At 71.5% G+C, this 15908-nt stretch carries 17 protein-coding genes and 1 pseudogene; 9 read left to right on the top strand and 9 right to left on the bottom strand.

Going from position 1 to position 15908, the window contains the following annotated elements; genetic code table 11:
• Window positions 1-203 precede the first annotated feature (203 nt).
• The 7 genes and pseudogenes from ACWGN5_RS03510 to ACWGN5_RS03480 all read left to right on the top strand — a co-directional run bounded on the left by ACWGN5_RS03510 (window position 204) and on the right by ACWGN5_RS03480 (window position 6133).
• The gene (locus tag ACWGN5_RS03510; RefSeq protein WP_453511146.1) at window positions 204-1316 is read left to right on the top strand and encodes an ABC transporter substrate-binding protein; all 1113 of its coding nucleotides are present in this window, start codon (window positions 204-206) and stop codon (window positions 1314-1316) included.
• The gene (locus ACWGN5_RS03505; protein WP_453510942.1) at window positions 1316-2209 is read left to right on the top strand and encodes an ABC transporter permease; all 894 of its coding nucleotides are present in this window, start codon (window positions 1316-1318) and stop codon (window positions 2207-2209) included. The genes ACWGN5_RS03510 and ACWGN5_RS03505 overlap by 1 nt, the downstream gene beginning before the upstream one ends.
• Window positions 2197-3120 (top strand): ABC transporter permease, encoded by a 924-nt coding sequence (locus ACWGN5_RS03500; protein WP_453510941.1) that lies wholly within the window; start codon window positions 2197-2199, stop codon window positions 3118-3120. Before ACWGN5_RS03505 ends, ACWGN5_RS03500 begins: the two co-directional genes overlap by 13 nt.
• A 3-nt stretch (window positions 3121-3123) precedes the next feature.
• The gene (locus ACWGN5_RS03495) at window positions 3124-4209 is read left to right on the top strand and encodes an ABC transporter ATP-binding protein (RefSeq protein ID WP_453510940.1); all 1086 of its coding nucleotides are present in this window, start codon (window positions 3124-3126) and stop codon (window positions 4207-4209) included.
• On the top strand, window positions 4206-4904 hold the full coding sequence (locus tag ACWGN5_RS03490) for an HAD family hydrolase (protein WP_453510939.1): 699 nt from the start codon (window positions 4206-4208) through the stop codon (window positions 4902-4904). The genes ACWGN5_RS03495 and ACWGN5_RS03490 overlap by 4 nt, the downstream gene beginning before the upstream one ends.
• 51 nt (window positions 4905-4955) lie before the next feature.
• A pseudogene (locus ACWGN5_RS03485) lies at window positions 4956-5241 on the top strand (RNA polymerase subunit sigma-24); the annotation flags it as partial.
• An 82-nt stretch (window positions 5242-5323) separates the two neighbouring features.
• The gene (locus ACWGN5_RS03480; RefSeq protein WP_453510938.1) at window positions 5324-6133 is read left to right on the top strand and encodes an alpha/beta fold hydrolase; all 810 of its coding nucleotides are present in this window, start codon (window positions 5324-5326) and stop codon (window positions 6131-6133) included.
• A 21-nt stretch (window positions 6134-6154) separates the two neighbouring features.
• Here the strand turns inward: ACWGN5_RS03480 and ACWGN5_RS03475 are convergent, their stop codons facing one another.
• From ACWGN5_RS03475 to ACWGN5_RS03460, 4 genes are all read right to left on the bottom strand, one after another.
• Window positions 6155-6820, bottom strand: a complete 666-nt coding sequence (locus tag ACWGN5_RS03475; protein ID WP_453510937.1) for a hypothetical protein — start codon at window positions 6818-6820, stop codon at window positions 6155-6157.
• Window positions 6821-6977: 157 nt separating this feature from the next.
• On the bottom strand, window positions 6978-7526 hold the full coding sequence (locus ACWGN5_RS03470; protein ID WP_453510936.1) for a GNAT family N-acetyltransferase: 549 nt from the start codon (window positions 7524-7526) through the stop codon (window positions 6978-6980).
• A 30-nt stretch (window positions 7527-7556) separates the two neighbouring features.
• Window positions 7557-7985 (bottom strand): cupin domain-containing protein, encoded by a 429-nt coding sequence (locus tag ACWGN5_RS03465; protein ID WP_453510935.1) that lies wholly within the window; start codon window positions 7983-7985, stop codon window positions 7557-7559.
• 112 nt (window positions 7986-8097) lie between these two features.
• Window positions 8098-10404: a hypothetical protein gene (locus ACWGN5_RS03460; protein ID WP_453510934.1), complete on the bottom strand. Its 2307-nt coding sequence runs from the start codon at window positions 10402-10404 to the stop codon at window positions 8098-8100.
• A gap of 236 nt (window positions 10405-10640) precedes the next feature.
• Between ACWGN5_RS03460 and ACWGN5_RS03455 the strand changes: the two genes are divergently transcribed.
• Window positions 10641-10784, top strand: a complete 144-nt coding sequence (locus ACWGN5_RS03455) for a hypothetical protein (RefSeq protein WP_453510933.1) — start codon at window positions 10641-10643, stop codon at window positions 10782-10784.
• 18 nt (window positions 10785-10802) lie between these two features.
• Here the strand turns inward: ACWGN5_RS03455 and ACWGN5_RS03450 are convergent, their stop codons facing one another.
• Window positions 10803-11705 (bottom strand): NAD-dependent protein deacetylase, encoded by a 903-nt coding sequence (locus ACWGN5_RS03450; protein WP_453510932.1) that lies wholly within the window; start codon window positions 11703-11705, stop codon window positions 10803-10805.
• 128 nt (window positions 11706-11833) lie between these two features.
• Here ACWGN5_RS03450 and ACWGN5_RS03445 point away from each other — a divergent pair, with 128 nt between their 5' ends.
• Complete coding sequence (locus ACWGN5_RS03445; RefSeq protein WP_453511144.1) at window positions 11834-12442, top strand: HAD family hydrolase; 609 nt, start codon at window positions 11834-11836, stop codon at window positions 12440-12442.
• Between the two features lie 24 nt (window positions 12443-12466).
• Here the strand turns inward: ACWGN5_RS03445 and ACWGN5_RS03440 are convergent, their stop codons facing one another.
• The 4 genes from ACWGN5_RS03440 to ACWGN5_RS03425 form a co-directional block, all read right to left on the bottom strand.
• A complete protein-coding gene (locus ACWGN5_RS03440; RefSeq protein WP_453511143.1) occupies window positions 12467-13507 on the bottom strand; it encodes a vWA domain-containing protein in 1041 nt (346 codons plus the stop codon).
• Window positions 13508-13612: 105 nt separating this feature from the next.
• The gene (locus ACWGN5_RS03435; RefSeq protein WP_453510931.1) at window positions 13613-14467 is read right to left on the bottom strand and encodes an ABC transporter permease; all 855 of its coding nucleotides are present in this window, start codon (window positions 14465-14467) and stop codon (window positions 13613-13615) included.
• A complete protein-coding gene (locus ACWGN5_RS03430) occupies window positions 14464-15558 on the bottom strand; it encodes an ATP-binding cassette domain-containing protein (protein ID WP_453510930.1) in 1095 nt (364 codons plus the stop codon). Before ACWGN5_RS03430 ends, ACWGN5_RS03435 begins: the two co-directional genes overlap by 4 nt.
• Before the next feature lie 122 nt (window positions 15559-15680).
• Entirely contained in the window at window positions 15681-15836 is a 156-nt protein-coding gene (locus tag ACWGN5_RS03425; RefSeq protein WP_167352188.1) for a VenA family class IV lanthipeptide, read from the bottom strand.
• Between the last annotated feature and the right edge of the window lie 72 nt (window positions 15837-15908).

Raw genomic sequence — 15908 nt, 5'->3', positions numbered from 1 at the left:
TCTGTCGATTCATCTCAAGTCCATGTGGTTCAGCTGTGGTTCACCACAACCGGCTCTTCCGGGAGGCGTCTGGATCTGGCCATGTCCCGTTCACTTTCCGGACAGGAGGCGCGGGCGAACTAAGGGCGGCTTGTTCAGACAAGTTCCGTCACTCGCTCCTGGGAGAACCCGTGCGCAGAACCCCCCTCCGCGGCGCCGCATTCCTGCTCGGCGCAGCCGTCCTGACCACCGTCACCGCCTGTGGCGCCGCTCCCGAGGGCGCCGCCGGCGCCGAGGGCGCGAAGTCGGCCACGGCCGCGTCGGCCAAGGACTTCGGAGGCATGGACGCCCTCGTCAAGGCGGCGAAGCAGGAAGGCGCGCTGCACGTCATCGCGCTGCCGCCGGACTGGGCCAACTACGGCGAGCTGATCAAGGCGTTCGAGACGAAGTACGGCATCAAGGTCGAGAGCGAGAACCCGGACGCCTCCAGCGCCGACGAGATCGCCGCCGTCAAGTCCCGCAAGGGCCAGAAGCGCGCCCCCGACGTCCTCGACCTGGGCATCGCCTTCGCCCGCAGCGGCGCCCAGGAAGGCCTGTTCGCCCCGTACAAGGTCGAGGCCTGGGACAAGATCCCCGCGGCCCAGAAGGACGCGGACGGCCGCTGGTACAACGACTACGGCGGCTACGTCTCCATCGGCTGCGACGCCAAGCGCATCCCGAACTGCCCCAAGACCTTCGCCGACCTCCTCAAGCCCGAGTACAAGGGCAAGGTCGCCCTCAACGGCAACCCGACCAAGTCCGGCTCCGCCTTCGGCGGCGTGTACGCGGCCGCCCTCGCCAACAAGGGCTCCTTCGCCGACATCCAGCCCGGCATCGACTTCTTCGGCACGCTGAAGAAGAGCGGCAACTTCATCCCCGTCGAGTCCACCCCGGCCACCGTCGAGAAGGGCGAGACGCCCATCAGCATCGACTGGGACTACCTCAACGCCGGCTACGCCGACCAGTTCAAGGGCAAGGGCGTCGACTGGCAGGTCGCCGTCCCCACCGACGGCGTCTACGCGCAGTTCTACTCCCAGGCCGTCAGCAAGGACGCCCCGCACCCCGCCGCCGCCCGCCTGTGGATGGAGTTCCTCTACAGCACCGAGGGCCAGAACCTCTGGCTCAAGGGCTACGCCCGCCCCGTCCTGCTCCCGGCCATGACCGCCGACGGCACCGCCGACAAGACCTTCGTGGCCAAGCTCCCCAAGGTCGACGGCACCCCCGCCTTCCCGGCCTCCGCCGAGCTCGACAAGGCCAAGGCCACCCTCGCCGAGAAGTGGGACAAGGCCCTCTCCTGATGTCCTCAGCCACCCCCGCCACGGGAACCGCCGGCGGCACCAGCCGCCGGCGGCGCGGCCCCCGCACCTGGCTCGCCGCCCTCCCCCTGATCGCCTTCACGGCCCTGGCCTTCGGACTGCCCCTCGGCGCCCTCCTGTACGGCGCCGTCACCCGCACCGATCCGGCCACCGGCACCACCGCCCTCACCGGCGAGCACCTGAGCCGCTCGCTCCAGGGCCCCTACCTCGGCTCGCTCCTCGGCAGCCTGCAGCTCTCCGCGCTCACCGCCCTGATCGGTTCCGTCCTCGGCGTCCTCATCGCCCAGGCCGTCGTCACCTCCCGGTCCCAGGCCCTGCGCAGCGCCGTCCTCACCGCCTCCGGAGTCCTCGCCAACTTCGGCGGCGTCCCCCTCGCGTTCGCGTTCATCGCGACCGTCGGCATCTCCGGCGTCGTCACCCAGCTCGCCGACCTCACGAGCCTCGGCTGGAACCTGTACTCCTTCGGCGGCCTCGCCGTCGTCTACCTGTACTTCCTCATCCCCCTCATGGTCCTGGTGATCCTGCCCGCCCTCGACGGCCTGCGCCCCCAGTGGCGGGAGGCCGCGCAGAACGCGGGCGCCGGCGGATGGCAGTACTGGCGCCACGTCGGCATCCCCGTCCTCGCGCCCTCGCTGCTCGGCGGCTTCGTCCTGCTCTTCGGCAGCGCCTTCGCCGCCCACGCCACCGCCGCGGCCCTCGTCGGCGGCTCCGTACCCCTGGTCACCCTGAAGATCGCCGACGCCCTCTCCGGCAACGTCCTCGTCGGCCAGGAGAACGTGGCCCTCGCCCTCGGCGTCGACATGATCCTGATCGCCGGCCTGGTCATGGCGGTCTACCTCCCCCTCCAGCGCAGGAGCGCCCGATGGCTGCGATGACCCCCACCGCCCCGGACGTCACCCCGGACTCCGCGGCGCGGGCGGCGGCCCGGCCCACCACCCCCGTACGGACCCGACGCCGCCCCCGCCTGTGGCGCGGCCTCGTCCTCGGCCTCGGCGGCGCGTACTTCCTCGTCCCGCTGATCGCCTCGTTCGTCTTCACCGTGCACACCCCCGGCCAGGGCGTCTCCTTCGAGGCGTACACCGCACTGCTCTCCGCCGACGGATTCACCCAGAGCCTGCTGCTCTCCCTCGGCCTCGCCGCCGCCACCATCGCGCTCGCCCTGCTGCTCGCCGTACCCGCCCTGGTGGCGGTCCGCCTCGGCGCGCCCCGCCTGCGGCCGGTCGTCGAGGTGATGTGCATGCTGCCGCTCGTCGTGCCGCCGATCGCGCTCGTCACCGGGATCAGCACCGTACTGCGCTGGGGCCCCGACCACCTGTCGCGGACCCCGCTCTACCAGACGTTCCTCGCGGTCCAGAACGAGAACTTCCCCTTCGTCCTGGTCCTCGCGTACACCGTCATGGCCCTGCCGTTCGTGTACCGCTCCCTCGACGCGGGACTGCGCGCCGTCGACGTCCCCACCCTCGTCGAGGCCGCCCGCAACTGCGGCGCGTCCTGGCCGTACGTCATGCTCCGGGTGATCCTGCCCAACCTGCGCTCCTCGCTCGCCGGCGCCGCCTTCCTCACCCTGGCCCTGGTCCTCGGCGAGTTCACCATCGCCTCGATCCTCGGCTTCCGGCCCTTCGCCGTCTGGATCGTCTCCATCTCCGGCGCCCAGGCCCGCATGTCGGTGGCCGTCTCCCTCCTGAGCCTCCTCATCACCTGGGCGCTGCTCCTCGTCCTGTCCCGGGCCGGAACCGCCCCGACCGGCACGCCCGGAGCCCCCCGCACCTCCCGCAAGGAGTCCTGACCCATGACCTCTGCCACAGCGGAACGGACCGAGTCCACCGCCGCCACCGGGGCCCGCGTCGAATTCCGCGGCCTGCGCCGCGCGTTCGGCACCACCTTCGCCCTCGACGGCCTCGACCTCACCGTCGAACCCGGCGAACTCCTCGCGCTCCTCGGCCCGTCGGGCTGCGGCAAGACCACCGCCCTGCGGGTCCTCGCCGGCTTCGAACGCCCCGACTCCGGCGAAGTCCTCGTGGACGGCGCCGACATCACCCACGTCCCGGCCAACCGCCGCGACGCCGGCATGGTCTTCCAGTCGTACAGCCTCTTCCCCAACCTCACCGCCCGCGACAACGTCGCCTTCGGCCTCCGCGTCCGCAAGACCGGAGCCGCCGAGCGCCACGCCCGCGCCGCCGAACTCCTCGAACTCGTCGGCCTCCCCGAGCACGGCGACCGCTACCCGCACCAGATGTCCGGCGGCCAGCAGCAGCGCGTCGCCCTCGCCCGGGCCCTCGCCCTGCGCCCGCGCGTCCTGCTCCTGGACGAGCCCCTCTCCGCCCTCGACGCCAAGGTCCGGCTCAGCCTGCGCGAGGAGATCCGCCGGCTCCAGCTCTCCCTCGGCATCACCACCGTGTTCGTCACCCACGACCAGGAGGAGGCGCTGTCCATGGCGGACCGCGTCGCCGTCCTCAACGCGGGCAGGCTGGAGCAGTGCGCGGCCCCGGCCGAGCTGTACCGCCGGCCGGCGACCGCCTTCGTCGCCGAGTTCGTCGGCACCATGAACCGTCTCCCGGGCCGCCTCACGGACTCCGGCCTCGTGGAGGCCGCGGGCAGCAGGCTCCCCGTCGACGGCGACGTCCCCGACACCCGTGACGTCGAGGTGCTCGTCCGCCCCGAGAACGTCACCGTGACCGCCGACACCGACGGCGAGGCCGTCATCGTCTCCACCTCCTTCTTCGGCTCCGTCACCCGCGTCCACCTCGACCACCGCGGTACGACGGTCAAGGCGGACCTCCCGTCGCGCGACGCGGCCGACCTGACCCCCGGGACCCGCGCCACCGTCGGCCTCGCCCCGCACCCCGCCCTCGTCGTCCCGAGGACGGAGCGGTGACGCGTACCACCGTGGAGGAAGCGGTGAGCGGACTCGCGGCCGTCCTGTTCGACATGGACGGCACCCTCGTCGACACCGAGGTCCTCTGGTGGCAGGCGACGGAGGAGGTCGCCGCCCGTCTCGGACACCGGCTCACGGACACCGACGCGCCCGAGGTCGTCGGCCGCGCCGTCGACGACACCGCCGCCCACCTCGTACGAGCCACCGGCACGCCCGACCCGGACGGCATCGCGACGGCCCTGACCACCGCCTTCCAGCAGCGCATCGACGAGGGCGCGCCCATGCGCCCGGGAGCGGACCGGCTCCTCACCGAACTGGAGCAGGCAGGACTGCCGTTCGCGCTGGTCAGCGCCTCGCCCCGCTCGGTGGTCGACTCGGTCGTCGGCGGCGCGCTCGCGCACGTCCCCTTCGCCCTCACGCTCTCCGCCGACGACACCGCGCGCACCAAGCCGCACCCCGACCCGTACCGCACGGCCGCCGCCCGTCTCGGCGTGCCGGCGGCGGCCTGCGTGGCCGTCGAGGACTCCCCGGACGGAGCCGCCTCGGCCGACGCGGCCGGCTGCACGGTCCTCGTGGTCCCCTCCATGCTGCCCGTGCCGCCCGGCCCGGCCCGGATCTTCGCGGACAGCCTGGAGCACGTGTCCCTCGACGGCCTGCGCCGGCACGTCCGCGACAGAGCGGCCGCGCGGAGCTGAACAGCTCCTCCGTACGGCACGGGCCCGCGCTCTTTCCCGCAGGTCGAGGGGATCGCCGAGGTCGTGGACAAGACCCCGGCGGCGGTCCGCCAGATCGCCCACCGGGCACGGGCCCACGTCGCCGCGCGCCGCCCACGCGGGGTCGCATCGGCCGCGGACACGCGCCGCACGGTCGACGCGTTCCAACGGCGACCCGGCGCTGATCGTCCTCCTGGGAGGCGAGATCGACACGGTCCTGGCGACGCGGATCGACGAGGGCCTCATCACCGGCCCGTACGCCGTACGCAACCCGGAGAAGCCGTCCCACCTGGGACGGGAGACCACGCTGACCCGCTGAGCGCGCCTCTGTGGAACGCCCCGACTGTCCCCCCACCCCTCTCCTTCCTATGCTGGAGGAAGGAGAGGTGAGGAGGGCCGCGATGGCCGCCGTCGCCGTGCACAGCGCCGTCCTGGGGGAGGGGCGCCCCACGCTTCCGTACGCGGAGGCCGGCCGTTCAGGGGGCGTACCGCTCGTCCTGGTGCACGGCTACCTGGACTCCTGGTGGGCCTTCGAACCGATGCTGCGCCGTCTGCCGGCCGGGCTGCACGCCTACGCGCCCACCCAGCGCGGCCACGGAGACGCCGACAAACCGGCCGAGGGCTACCTGCCGGACGACTTCGCCGACGACCTGGTCGCCTTCCTGGACAGCGTCGGCATCGAACGAGCCGTACTGGTGGGCGGATCGAGCGGCGGGGTGTACGCCCGGATCGTCGCGGGCCGACGACCGGACCGGGTGGCGGGCCTCGTCCTGCTCGGCGTCCCGGCCACCCTCACGGACAAACCGAAGGCAGCCGAACTCTGGGCGACCGTACGAGAGTTGAAGGACCCCGTGGATCCGGAGCTCGCGTCGTCCTTCGTGGACGGCTGGACGGCGACCCCCATGGGACGCGGCTTCCTGCAGACCCTCGTCGACGAGACCCTGAAGGCCCCGGCCCACGTCTGGCGCGAGACCCTGCGCGGCCTGCTCGAGACCGACCTCCGGGCCACCCTGTCGGGGATCCTCGTCCCCACCCTGGTCGTCTGGGGCGACCAGGACCCCATCCTGACCCGCGAGGACCAGCAGACGATCCTCGACACGATCCCCGACTCCCGGCTCCTCGTCTACGAGGGCGTGGGCCACGTCGCGTACTGGGAGGACCCGGAACGCGTACTCCGCGACCTGACCGACTTCATGACCGACCGCACGTGAGGACGGGTTGCGGGGCCGGCTTCAGGTGGTGGCACCGGGGGAGGGGGCCTGGCCGACGAGGTAGATCCGGTCGCGGAGTTCCGTCTCGGCCCAGTCCAGGTCGGCTCGCAGATCGAGCCAGACCCGGTCCTTGCGGTGTCCGGGCTGGTCGAGATGGACCGCGACCCAGGAGAACACACCCTGGAGGATCTCCCGCCTGCGGCCGGGGCTGGTCACGGAGAGCGCGAAGGGCAGGGCGAGACCGGCCCGGGTGACGACCATGCGGCTGGCGTCGTCCGGCTGGGGACGACCCCCGGTGAGGTAGCGCGGAAGGTCGACGACCTTGATCCACTCCAGAACCGCTCCGGCGACCTGCTCCTGCAAGATGCCCGCGATGGAGTCGCGCACGGTAACGGCGGGCTGCTCGCCGAGCCAGTCCAGCCAGTGGTCGGTGTCCGTGAACTTGCTGAAGTCGTCCTTCGGCGGTCCGTAGTTCGGGTTCTCCACGAACTCGCCGGTCAGCTTCCCGTCCGCACCGACCACCCAGACGCCCTGGACGGCTTCCCCCGGGACGTAGCCGTCGGGGTCGCCGATGAGTTCGGGGTCGATCACCGCAACCGACCCGCCCGGGTTCGCAGCCGCCTCCGCGACGAGCTCGGGCGGAGGCGACTGCAGGATGCGACGCCGCTCCGCCGATATGTCCCCCATGTGAGCACCCCTTCGTCTGGTTCGACCCGGGGAGGCAGGCACCACCCCGCCCGGGGCATGTTTCCATGCCTCGCGGCAGTTTCCGAACGGAAAAGCGACGCACCGGGTCTCGTGGTCGACGGTCCCGGTGCATCACGGGCCACGACCGGACGTCCCGTCAGACCTCCGGCAGCGACGGGTCCGGGGTCCAGGGGGTGGGGGCCGTGAGGGACCAGCGTTCGTGGTCACGCCACTCGCCGTCGATGTAGAGGTAGGCCGGCGACACCCCCTCGAAGCGGAAGCCGAGCCGCTGGACCAGAGCCAGGGACGCCTTGTTGCCCGGCTGGATGGAGGCCTCCACCCGGTGGAGCCGCAGTTCCGTGAAGGCGTACTGGAGGGAGAGGGCGATTCCCTCGGTCATGTAGCCGGACCCCGCGGACGGGGCGAAGGCGGCGTAGCCGATGGACGCGCCCTGGTAGCGCCCCCGGATGATCGAGTTGATGTTGACCGTGCCGGCCACCGCACCGGTCTCCCGGACCCGGATCAGGAAGCCCAGGTTGCTGCCGTCGTCGAAGCGGTGCATCCAGGCCCGGAAGTCCTCCGCGGTCGCGGGCAGCTGCATCCACGGATGGTGCAGCTCCGCGCTGGCCCGCACGAGCGCGCAGAACTCGTCCTGGTCGGAGAGGGTGAGCGGGTGGAGTTCGACCCGCGGCGTCGTCGTGAGCATGCGCCCACGTTAGGGCCTGTACGGACGGGGTCAACCGCGGGATCCGTCGTCCGTCCCGGGCTCCGTGAGCTGGTACAGCTCCGGCACCGAGACCTTGATCGGTTCCTGGGTCGTACGGGCGATCACGACGACCGCGGGCTCGTGCGGGTCCGGATTCTCCTCGCGGTGCGGGACGAACGGCGGGACGAGGAAGAAGTCGCCCGGTGCGGCGGGGAGTCGGACCTCGCCGGTGCCGTCGTGGAACACGAACACGGGGTGCCCGCTGACCACGTAGATCCCCGCCTCCGAATCACCGTGATGGTGGTTGTCCGTCGTGCTCAGCGGCGGGTTCTCCACGAGGCCCATCCACAGCTTCCGCGAACCGACCGTACCTCCGCTGATCGCGGCGTAGCCGTCCAACCGGCCGGAGCGGACGTGGTGGACGCGGTTGTTCCTCGGCGCGTTGTCCTGGGTCGTCATCGTGCTGTTCCTCCCGGTTCTCGATGACCGTCGGTGGAACGACAGGCTGCGCCCGCACCCTCGCTCGCGGCCAACGAAGTTGCCGGTACGGCAAAGCGAAGGGGCGGGTGCGCTACTCCGCGCCGTGGACGCCCTTCTTCCAGAACGCGCGCGAGAAGACCTTCTGCGCGTGCTTGTTCTGCTCCTGCCTCAAGGCGCTCCTGAACCCCGGCCGGACACCGGCCCGGCGAGTGAACAGCTCCGCGTCGTCGGTCAGTTCGGCCCGGACGAGGGCGATCGCCAGCGACACCTGCTCCTCCACCGTCCAGGAGCCCGTCACCACGTCCGTGATCCGGACGACGACGGACTCGGCGCGCGGCTGCGTCGGATGGTCCAGGTGATGGAGCTGCTTGAACAGCAGAACGAGCGCACCCGTGTCGCGGCTGCCGACACAACCGCGCCCCACCGCGTCGACCGCGGAGAGCAGACGGGCGGCGGCCAGCGCGAGCAGGAGCGGCGCCATCTCCGGCCCGGGCGCCGCGCACGCCCGCTCGTACAAGGCGGCCTCCCGCATCACCGCCGCATCGGACACGTCGAGGACCTGCAGAAACAGACCCGCGTAGCCCGTGGGCCGCTGCTCCAGGGTCTGCTGGAACACCACCTCGGCCAGCGACGGCAGTCCACCGCGGTCCAGGGACGTCAGCAGATAGGCGGCCCGCTCGGGGCTGCCCGACGCGGAGACCATCTCCACCACCGCCTCGGCGCCGGGGTACGCATCGTCCAGGGAGCGGAAGAGGACCCTCGTCGCTTCGGCCGAGTGGCCCATGGCACCCATCAAGGCCTGCGAGGCCTGCGGGAAGAAGTCCGTGCTGTACAGCGCGGCGATCATCGTGGCGATGTCGTCGGCCCGCCAGCGCTCCACCGCACGGTCCACGACCGTCGAGGCGGCCCCGCTGTACCCCGCCTGCACCAGGCACCTCACCAGGGGGAGCACATGCGACACACCCCGGTCCTGCGTCGCGCTCAGGATCCGGTCGGCGTCCGCGCCCAACCCCCGCGCCCAGAAGTACTCGACGGTGTGGACGAGGTCCCTGGCCGTACCGCGGTCGGCCACCGCGTCGTGCAGCGCGAGCGCTTCCCGGTCGCGACCGGCGTTGCGCAGGGCGATGGTGAGCTGCGCCAGCTCCTGGGCGTTGCGGTGGGCCGCGGCGAGCCCGAGCGCCGAGGCGGTCGCCTGCTCGACCTCGGTGCCGGCGGCCCACACCACGATCGCGACGACATCGGTCACCGTGCGGACGGCGAAGGCCGCCGCGAGGAGGCTCTCCGCCAGCTCCCCCAGGTGAGCCCGGTGCAGACCGAGGCCGAGACCGACGATGTCGCACGGCGCGTGCAGCTCCACCGAGGAGCGCAGCAGCGTCGCCACGCCGTCCTCGAAGCCCGCGCGGTGCAGCTCGGCGGCGAGTGCCGCCGTCTCGGCCACGGGCCGCGTCATCACCAGCGCCGGAACCGCCGTCTCCGCGTGGGCGTGCAGGCCGGCCTGCCGTAAGCCCGAAAGGAGCGCCGCGACCTCCTCCACCCGACGGGAACGACTGGCCGACGAGACGAGCTCCCGCGCGATCGCCTGCTGGGTACGGGCCTCCAGATCGCCGACGACCGCGACCAGTTCCGCGACGGAAGCGGTACGGTCCGCCGCCTCAAGGGCCGCCATCAACGACGACGCGCCCTCGCCCGGCTGCTCCAGCGCGGCCAGCGCGTCGAGCTCGACCTCCAGTCGATGGCACTGGTCCTCCGCGGCGATCAGCTCGGCCCTGGTGACGGCGAGCGCCTCCTGCAGGAACAGCACCTCCTGGCGCAGGTCGCCGCACTCGCTCCGCAGCTGCTCGTACTCGCCCTCCCACAGCGCGACGTCCGCGCGATGGGCCGACTGCTGCTCGTCCAGCTTCAGTTCCAGGCTCTCGCAGCGCCTCAGCGAATCGGAGAGGCTGCGCTCGCGGTCGAGCAGGGCCTCCTCCAGGGCGCGCTGCCGGGTCCTGATCCGGCGGCTCTCCTCGTCGACGTCCGCGAGTTCGTCCTGGAGCTCCTGCATCTTGCTGCTGCGGCGGTTCGTCTTCAGGGCCGTCCGGTGGGTCTCCCGGAGCGCGGCCTCGGCCTGCGGCGTCAACGGGGCGGAGAGTTCCCGGACGGTGCCGATCAGGTCGGCGACGAACTCCCACGGCGGGACCCGCTCGCCGTTGAGGTAGCGCGTCACGGAACTCGCGTCGAGGTGCCGGCGGGCGGCGTAGCGCCGCACGCTGATGCCCAGAGCACCGAACAGTGCGCGGAGGTCCTCGGCCAGCGCCCGCTTCTCCGCGGGCAGGCTGTCCTTGAGCGCCGCCAGCTGCGCGGGCTTGCGTTGCCGGCCGGGCTTCGCATCGGTCGTCTCGAAGGTGCTGTCAGGCATGCCCGCAGTATCCGCCGTGTGCCAAGGGCGTGTCCTGTTGCGGGTGTTGCCACCTGAAACGGCAACACGACGCTCGTCGGCCGGACTTCGCGGACGCCCGCCCGTCCGATGCCACCTCCAAGCGGCAACAGCGCAGGCCCCCGTTCGGGCTCTCGGCCGGGCACCGTTGATCGCGACACACCACGGGCCGGGATCGTCGATGGACGGCGACCCGGCGGACCCAGGAGGACGACCCCATGAGCGGCACCGATGACGTCACACGCGAGCAGCCCCGTACCCCCGTGTGGCGCCGTCTGCTCCTGCAAGCCGCGATCGGCGCGGCAGGGGCCGCCGGCTCCGCGGCCGTGACGTGGCTCGTGTACTGGCTGCAGCACCGATAGCCGGCAGCACCGCGGGCTTCAGTCCAGCCCGGCCTGCTCGCCGACGGGGGCGCCCAGCCGCTCGGCGAGGCTGGTGAGCGCCGCTCCGAGGGGGAGCGCGATACGGGTGAGGGCGTGCCGGTCGCCGCGGGTCGGGTCCCGGTTGATGATCAGCACCGGGATCCCGGCCTGCGCCGCCTGACGGACGAACCGCAGGCCCGACATCACCGTCAGTGAGGAGCCGAGGACCAGCAGCGACGCCGCCTCGCCGACCAGCGTGCGACAGTGCTCGACCCGCTGCGGCGGGACGGTCTCGCCGAAGAACACCACGTCGGGTTTGAGGATGCCGCCGCAGTGCGCGCACGGCAGCACACGGAAGTCCGCGACCTGCTCGTCGGTGAGGTCGGCGTCACCGTCCGGATTGATTCCGGCCGCCACCGGCTCGAAGCCCGCGTTGGCCTCTTCCAGCCGCCGGGCGAGCTCGCGGCGCGGACTGTACGTGCCGCAGGACAGGCAGACGACCCGGGCCAGACTGCCGTGCAGCTCCACGACGCCTCCGCTGCCGGCGGCCTGGTGCAGGCCGTCGACGTTCTGGGTGATCACGCCGGAGAGCAGGCCGCGGCGCGCGAAGGCGGCCACGGCCCGGTGCCCGGCATTGGGCCGGGCGCGCCCGAAGGTACGCCAGCCCAGGTGACTGCGCGCCCAGTACCGGCGGCGGGCCTGGGCGCTGCCGGTGAAGTCCTGGTAGGTCATCGGCGTGTGCCGGCTGAGGCTTCCGCCCTCGCCCCGGTAGTCGGGGATCCCGGACTCCGTGGAGATCCCCGCACCACTGAGCACCAGCACACCACCGGCCCCCAGCGCCTCGGCGACCGGCCCCAGGTCCGTCGTACCCGGTGGCAGGTCCTCGTCGGGAATCCAGCTCAGAGTGGGGCGCATGCGCATGCCGCCAGGGTACGGAACAGCCACCTGGTCCGCGATGGCGACAGGGGCGTCACAGGCTGCGGAGATCGCTTGACCACGGCCTGGGGGGAGTGGCGAAGGTGGGGCCTGAGCGATGAGGGGGAGTGCTTGTGTCCGAGGCTTGCGTGATCTTCGATATCGGTGGCGTGCTGGAGCTCACGCCGGAGACGGGATGGGTGCAACGGTGGGAGGAGCGGCTGGTGCTGCCCGCCGGCACCGTGCATCAGCGGATGCGTGACGTCTGGCTGGCCGGCAGCGTCGGGAGCATCAGCGAGCGTCATGTGCACGAACAAGTGGCGGAACGTCTCGCGCTCGACGGTCCCCAGGTCCAGGAATTCATGGACGATCTCTGGACGGAATACCTGGGGACCCCGAACACCGAGCTCATCGACCATGTGCGAGAGCTCCGCGGTCGCTGCCGACTGGGCATCCTGAGCAACAGTTTCGTCGGCGCCCGTGAGCGGGAGACGGCGCTGTACCGCTTCGACGAACTGGTCGAGCGGATCGTCTACTCGCACGAGATCGGCATCGAGAAGCCCGACCGGCTCGCCTTCGAGGCAGCGTGCACCAGCCTGGACGTGCGGCCGGAGAACTGTCTCCTCATCGACGACGTCGCGGTCAACGTGGAGGCGGCCCGGGCGGCGGGCATGCACGCCCATCTGTTCGAGGACAACGCCCGGACCATCTCACGCATCGCCGCGCATCTCGGTGTCGAATGACGATTCTTCGCCGAACGGAATTTCTCAGACCATGAGGAGAAGCCGCGTCTGGGAGACCAGCTTCCGATTCACGCTCGTGCTCTGCACGAAGATCGTGAATTCGTCGTTCTGGTCGGGCTTGACGCGCGTCTCCACGTTCGGAAGGCCGAGCAGAGCCCGTGCCTGGGGTCCCGTGTACACCCGGTCCGTCTTCTTCTCCAGTACCGCGATCTGCTTACGCGCCTGAATCTTTTCCGGCTTGCTCAGCTGGTAGTACGCGCACCCCGTGCGATAGGTGTGCCCGGATTCGACGACCCATTCCCGGATCCCCGCGTCACGGGCCACCGGAATCAGCTGGTACGCCGACGGATCCGCCGGGGTGAGACCGGCCGCCTTGATGGTGTCCTTGTTGACCGCGTCCGCGCCCGTGGAGAACACGGCCCGCGATCCGCGGATTCCCTTGGTGCGTCCCACCATGAACTTCTCGGTGGCCTCCTGGATGACCTGACCGGCCTCCTCGAGACCCTGTGTGCTCGTCGCGTCCCAGACGGCGATGTTCTCCTTCGGGAAGCCGCAGTTCATGGCCTCGCGCTTGCCCATCTGGTCCGGTACGAGCACGGCGAGGGTCCAGTTGTCCTCCTGGCCCTGGATCATCTCGGCGACCGCGTCCACCAGTTGACGAGCGTTCCGGATGGGGCTGTCGGGGCAGCGGTGACTGGCGTTCTCCTGGCCGTCCGTCAGGAGGAACGTCAGGAAGCTGTGGTCGCCGTACAGCTGCGCCGTCTGCGCCAGCTCCCGCTGCGATTTCAGCGCGGCCGCGAGAAGCGCCGTCATTCCGCCGACCCGGTACAGCTGCTTCAGCGACGGCATTCGCAGCACGTCCTTGTCGTAGATGACGCACTCCACCTTGTCCGCGAAGACGTACACCGTGACTCGCGTTTCCTGGTCCAGCTCCCTGGACCGGCGCGCCAGATAGGCGATCTGCTGATCGGCGACTTCCACGACCTTGCCGCTCAGATGCGACATGGACGAACTGGCGTCCAGCACAAGGGCGACGTGATTGATGTAGTTCTGCTTTCCGGACAAGACAGGTTCCCCCTCATTCCGTCGTGATGGTTCTACCTTCTCATCCACCACTGACAATCGACCTCGGACGCCGAGGCGGGGGAATGGAGCCCCAGGCGCCGCCGGTCATTCGGGACGGCGGAACCGGTGCGCGGCCCACGACAGGGCGAGGACGCCGCCCGCCAGGAGGAGGACCGCTTCCAGGAAGAGGGGCGGTGGCCCGCCGGCCCACTCGATGCCGGCGGTGGCCGCCCGGTCCGGCACCCGCAGGGCGATCGTGCGGCGGAGGAGGTCGACCGCGTACGCGAGCGGGTTGACGTCGGACAGCGCGCGCACCCACCCGGGCAGGGCCGCGAGCGGGAAGAAGCCGCCCGAGAGGAACAGCAGCGGCATCATCACCAGGCCGAGCAGCGTGTGGAACGTCTCGGCCCTCCGCAGGCCCACGGCCAGCGCGAGCGCCAGCGCGGTGATGGTGAACGACGCCAGGATCATCCCGGCGAGAAGCAGCACCAGGAGCACGGGGTCGTACGGCAGGCCCGCCACGCCCGCCAGGCCGAGCAGGACGGCACCCTGCACGGCGGCCGTCAGAGTGCCGCCGGCGCAGCTTCCCAGGAGCAGGGTGGAGCGGTGCACCGGCGCCATCAGGAGCTCCCGCAGATAGCCGCTCTCCCGGTCGGTGATCAGACGGATCCCGACCATGATCGCGGGCGTCTGCACGGTCATCATCAGCATGCCGGGGAAGAGATACGTCTGGTAGCCGACGCCCAGCGAGGACTGGGGGATGAGGGCGGCCAGTCCGCCTCCGAGGATGAAGAGGTAGAGCACGGGGTGGAGCAGCATCAGCGCCGTGTGGCTGCGCTGGCCGGCGAGGCGCAGCAGGTCGCGGTGGATCAGGGCGTGCACCGCGCGCAGTTCGTGCCGCAGACGGCTGCCCCGCTGAACGGCCGGCGCCTCCGCGGGCTTCCGTGTGGGGGTGGTCATCGGCCGCCGCCGGTTTCCACGACCTCGGCCACCGGCCGGACGGGGCGTGCGGCGTCCATGCTGCGGCCGGTGTGGTGGAAGAAGACGTCGTCCAGCGTGGGCGGGGTCGCCGAGGCGGCGTGCACCGCGATGCCGTCGGCCTCCAGGGCAGCGCACAGCCGGGGGATCCAGCCACTGCCGCCGGGCAGCCGCAGACAGACGCCGTCGCCGTCCACGGCGACGGCACGGTCGGGCGGCACGATCCGGCGCACGACGCGCTGCGCCGCCCGGTCGTCGCCGGTGCGCAGGACGATCCGGTCGTCCCCGATCGCGGACTTGAGCGCGAGAGGCGTGCCCTGTGCCACCAGTCGCCCGCGGTCGATGATGGCGAGGCGATCGCAGTTCTCCGCCTCCTCCAGGTAGTGGGTGGTGACGAAGAGGGTGCTGCCGTGCCGTTCCCGCAGGGTCCGCAGCTGCTCCCAGACCTGGGCCCGGGCGTGCGGGTCGAGCCCGGTGGTCGGCTCGTCGAGGAACAGCACCGCGGGGGCGTGCAGCAGCTGGCGGGCGATCTCCAGTCGGCGCCGCATGCCGCCGGACAGGGTCCGTACGGGGGAGCGGCGCCGGTCCGCGAGACCCGCGGTCTCGAGTGCCTCGGCGGTGCGTTCGCGGGCGTCGCGGCGGGACAGTCCGTAGAGGCGGGCGTGGATGTGGAGGTTCTGTTCGGCCGTCAGGTCCGGGTCCACGGCGCCGTGCTGGAAGAGCATGCCGACCCGCCGCCGTACCTCCTGAGGCTCGGTGAGCACGTCGGCGCCGGCCACCGTCGCGTGACCGGAGGTGGGGCGGGCGAGCGCGCACAGCAGGGCGATGGTGGTGGACTTCCCCGCACCGTTGGGGCCGAGGAAGGCGAACGTCTCGCCCTCCGTCACGTCCAGGTCCAGGCCGCGTACGGCGTGGGTGCTCGTACCCTCCGGTCCCGGATAGCTCTTGACCAGACCGCGCGTGCTGATGGCGTACGGAGGCCCGGGCGGGTGCTGTGCGGCGTGCGGGCGCGCGGCCGCGGCCGTCCTGAGGGCCGCCGGGGCGAGCCCGTCTTCACCGGCGTGTCGCTGCATGGGGTCTGGTCCTCGTCTCCGCGTTCGCCGCATCGGCGGGCACAGGTGCGTGCCGCTCTTCCCGTCGGTGCTCCGGCCGGCGGCTGCCCGGGACAGCCGCCGGCCGGATGGTGCCGGCTGTCCTACGCGCAGCTGACGCCGATGCAGACCGTGTTGAGGAGGGTCAGCAGGCCGACGCACTCACACGTCGCGGCGAACGGCGCTCCGTCGACGCCGACGGGGTCGGTCTCGGGAAGGGCGTGCAGACGGGCCAGCAGTTCGAGGTCCTGGTTCTCCATGGGATCTTCCTTCTTTCTCTGGGATGGCGGCAGCACTGCTCTGCCGCTCGCCCCGGCGTCCGGTCGAGCCGG

This window comes from Streptomyces sp. NPDC055815, assembly GCF_053616475.1.
This window is presented reverse-complemented; position numbering and strand designations above follow the sequence as displayed.

Excerpts from the sequence above, each read along its gene's own strand:
- ACWGN5_RS03505 (WP_453510942.1), top strand. The coding sequence starts at position 1,316 with ATGTCCTCAGCCACCCCCGCCACGGGAACCGCCGGCGGCACCAGCCGC.
- ACWGN5_RS03500 (WP_453510941.1), top strand. The coding sequence starts at position 2,197 with ATGGCTGCGATGACCCCCACCGCCCCGGACGTCACCCCGGACTCCGCG.
- ACWGN5_RS03495 (WP_453510940.1), top strand. The coding sequence starts at position 3,124 with ATGACCTCTGCCACAGCGGAACGGACCGAGTCCACCGCCGCCACCGGG.
- ACWGN5_RS03480 (WP_453510938.1), top strand. The coding sequence starts at position 5,324 with ATGGCCGCCGTCGCCGTGCACAGCGCCGTCCTGGGGGAGGGGCGCCCC.
- ACWGN5_RS03475 (WP_453510937.1), bottom strand. The coding sequence starts at position 6,820 with ATGGGGGACATATCGGCGGAGCGGCGTCGCATCCTGCAGTCGCCTCCG.
- ACWGN5_RS03470 (WP_453510936.1), bottom strand. The coding sequence starts at position 7,526 with ATGCTCACGACGACGCCGCGGGTCGAACTCCACCCGCTCACCCTCTCC.
- ACWGN5_RS03465 (WP_453510935.1), bottom strand. The coding sequence starts at position 7,985 with ATGACGACCCAGGACAACGCGCCGAGGAACAACCGCGTCCACCACGTC.
- ACWGN5_RS03460 (WP_453510934.1), bottom strand. The coding sequence starts at position 10,404 with ATGCCTGACAGCACCTTCGAGACGACCGATGCGAAGCCCGGCCGGCAA.
- ACWGN5_RS03455 (WP_453510933.1), top strand. The coding sequence starts at position 10,641 with ATGAGCGGCACCGATGACGTCACACGCGAGCAGCCCCGTACCCCCGTG.
- ACWGN5_RS03450 (WP_453510932.1), bottom strand. The coding sequence starts at position 11,705 with ATGCGCATGCGCCCCACTCTGAGCTGGATTCCCGACGAGGACCTGCCA.
- ACWGN5_RS03435 (WP_453510931.1), bottom strand. The coding sequence starts at position 14,467 with ATGACCACCCCCACACGGAAGCCCGCGGAGGCGCCGGCCGTTCAGCGG.
- ACWGN5_RS03430 (WP_453510930.1), bottom strand. The coding sequence starts at position 15,558 with ATGCAGCGACACGCCGGTGAAGACGGGCTCGCCCCGGCGGCCCTCAGG.
- ACWGN5_RS03425 (WP_167352188.1), bottom strand. The coding sequence starts at position 15,836 with ATGGAGAACCAGGACCTCGAACTGCTGGCCCGTCTGCACGCCCTTCCC.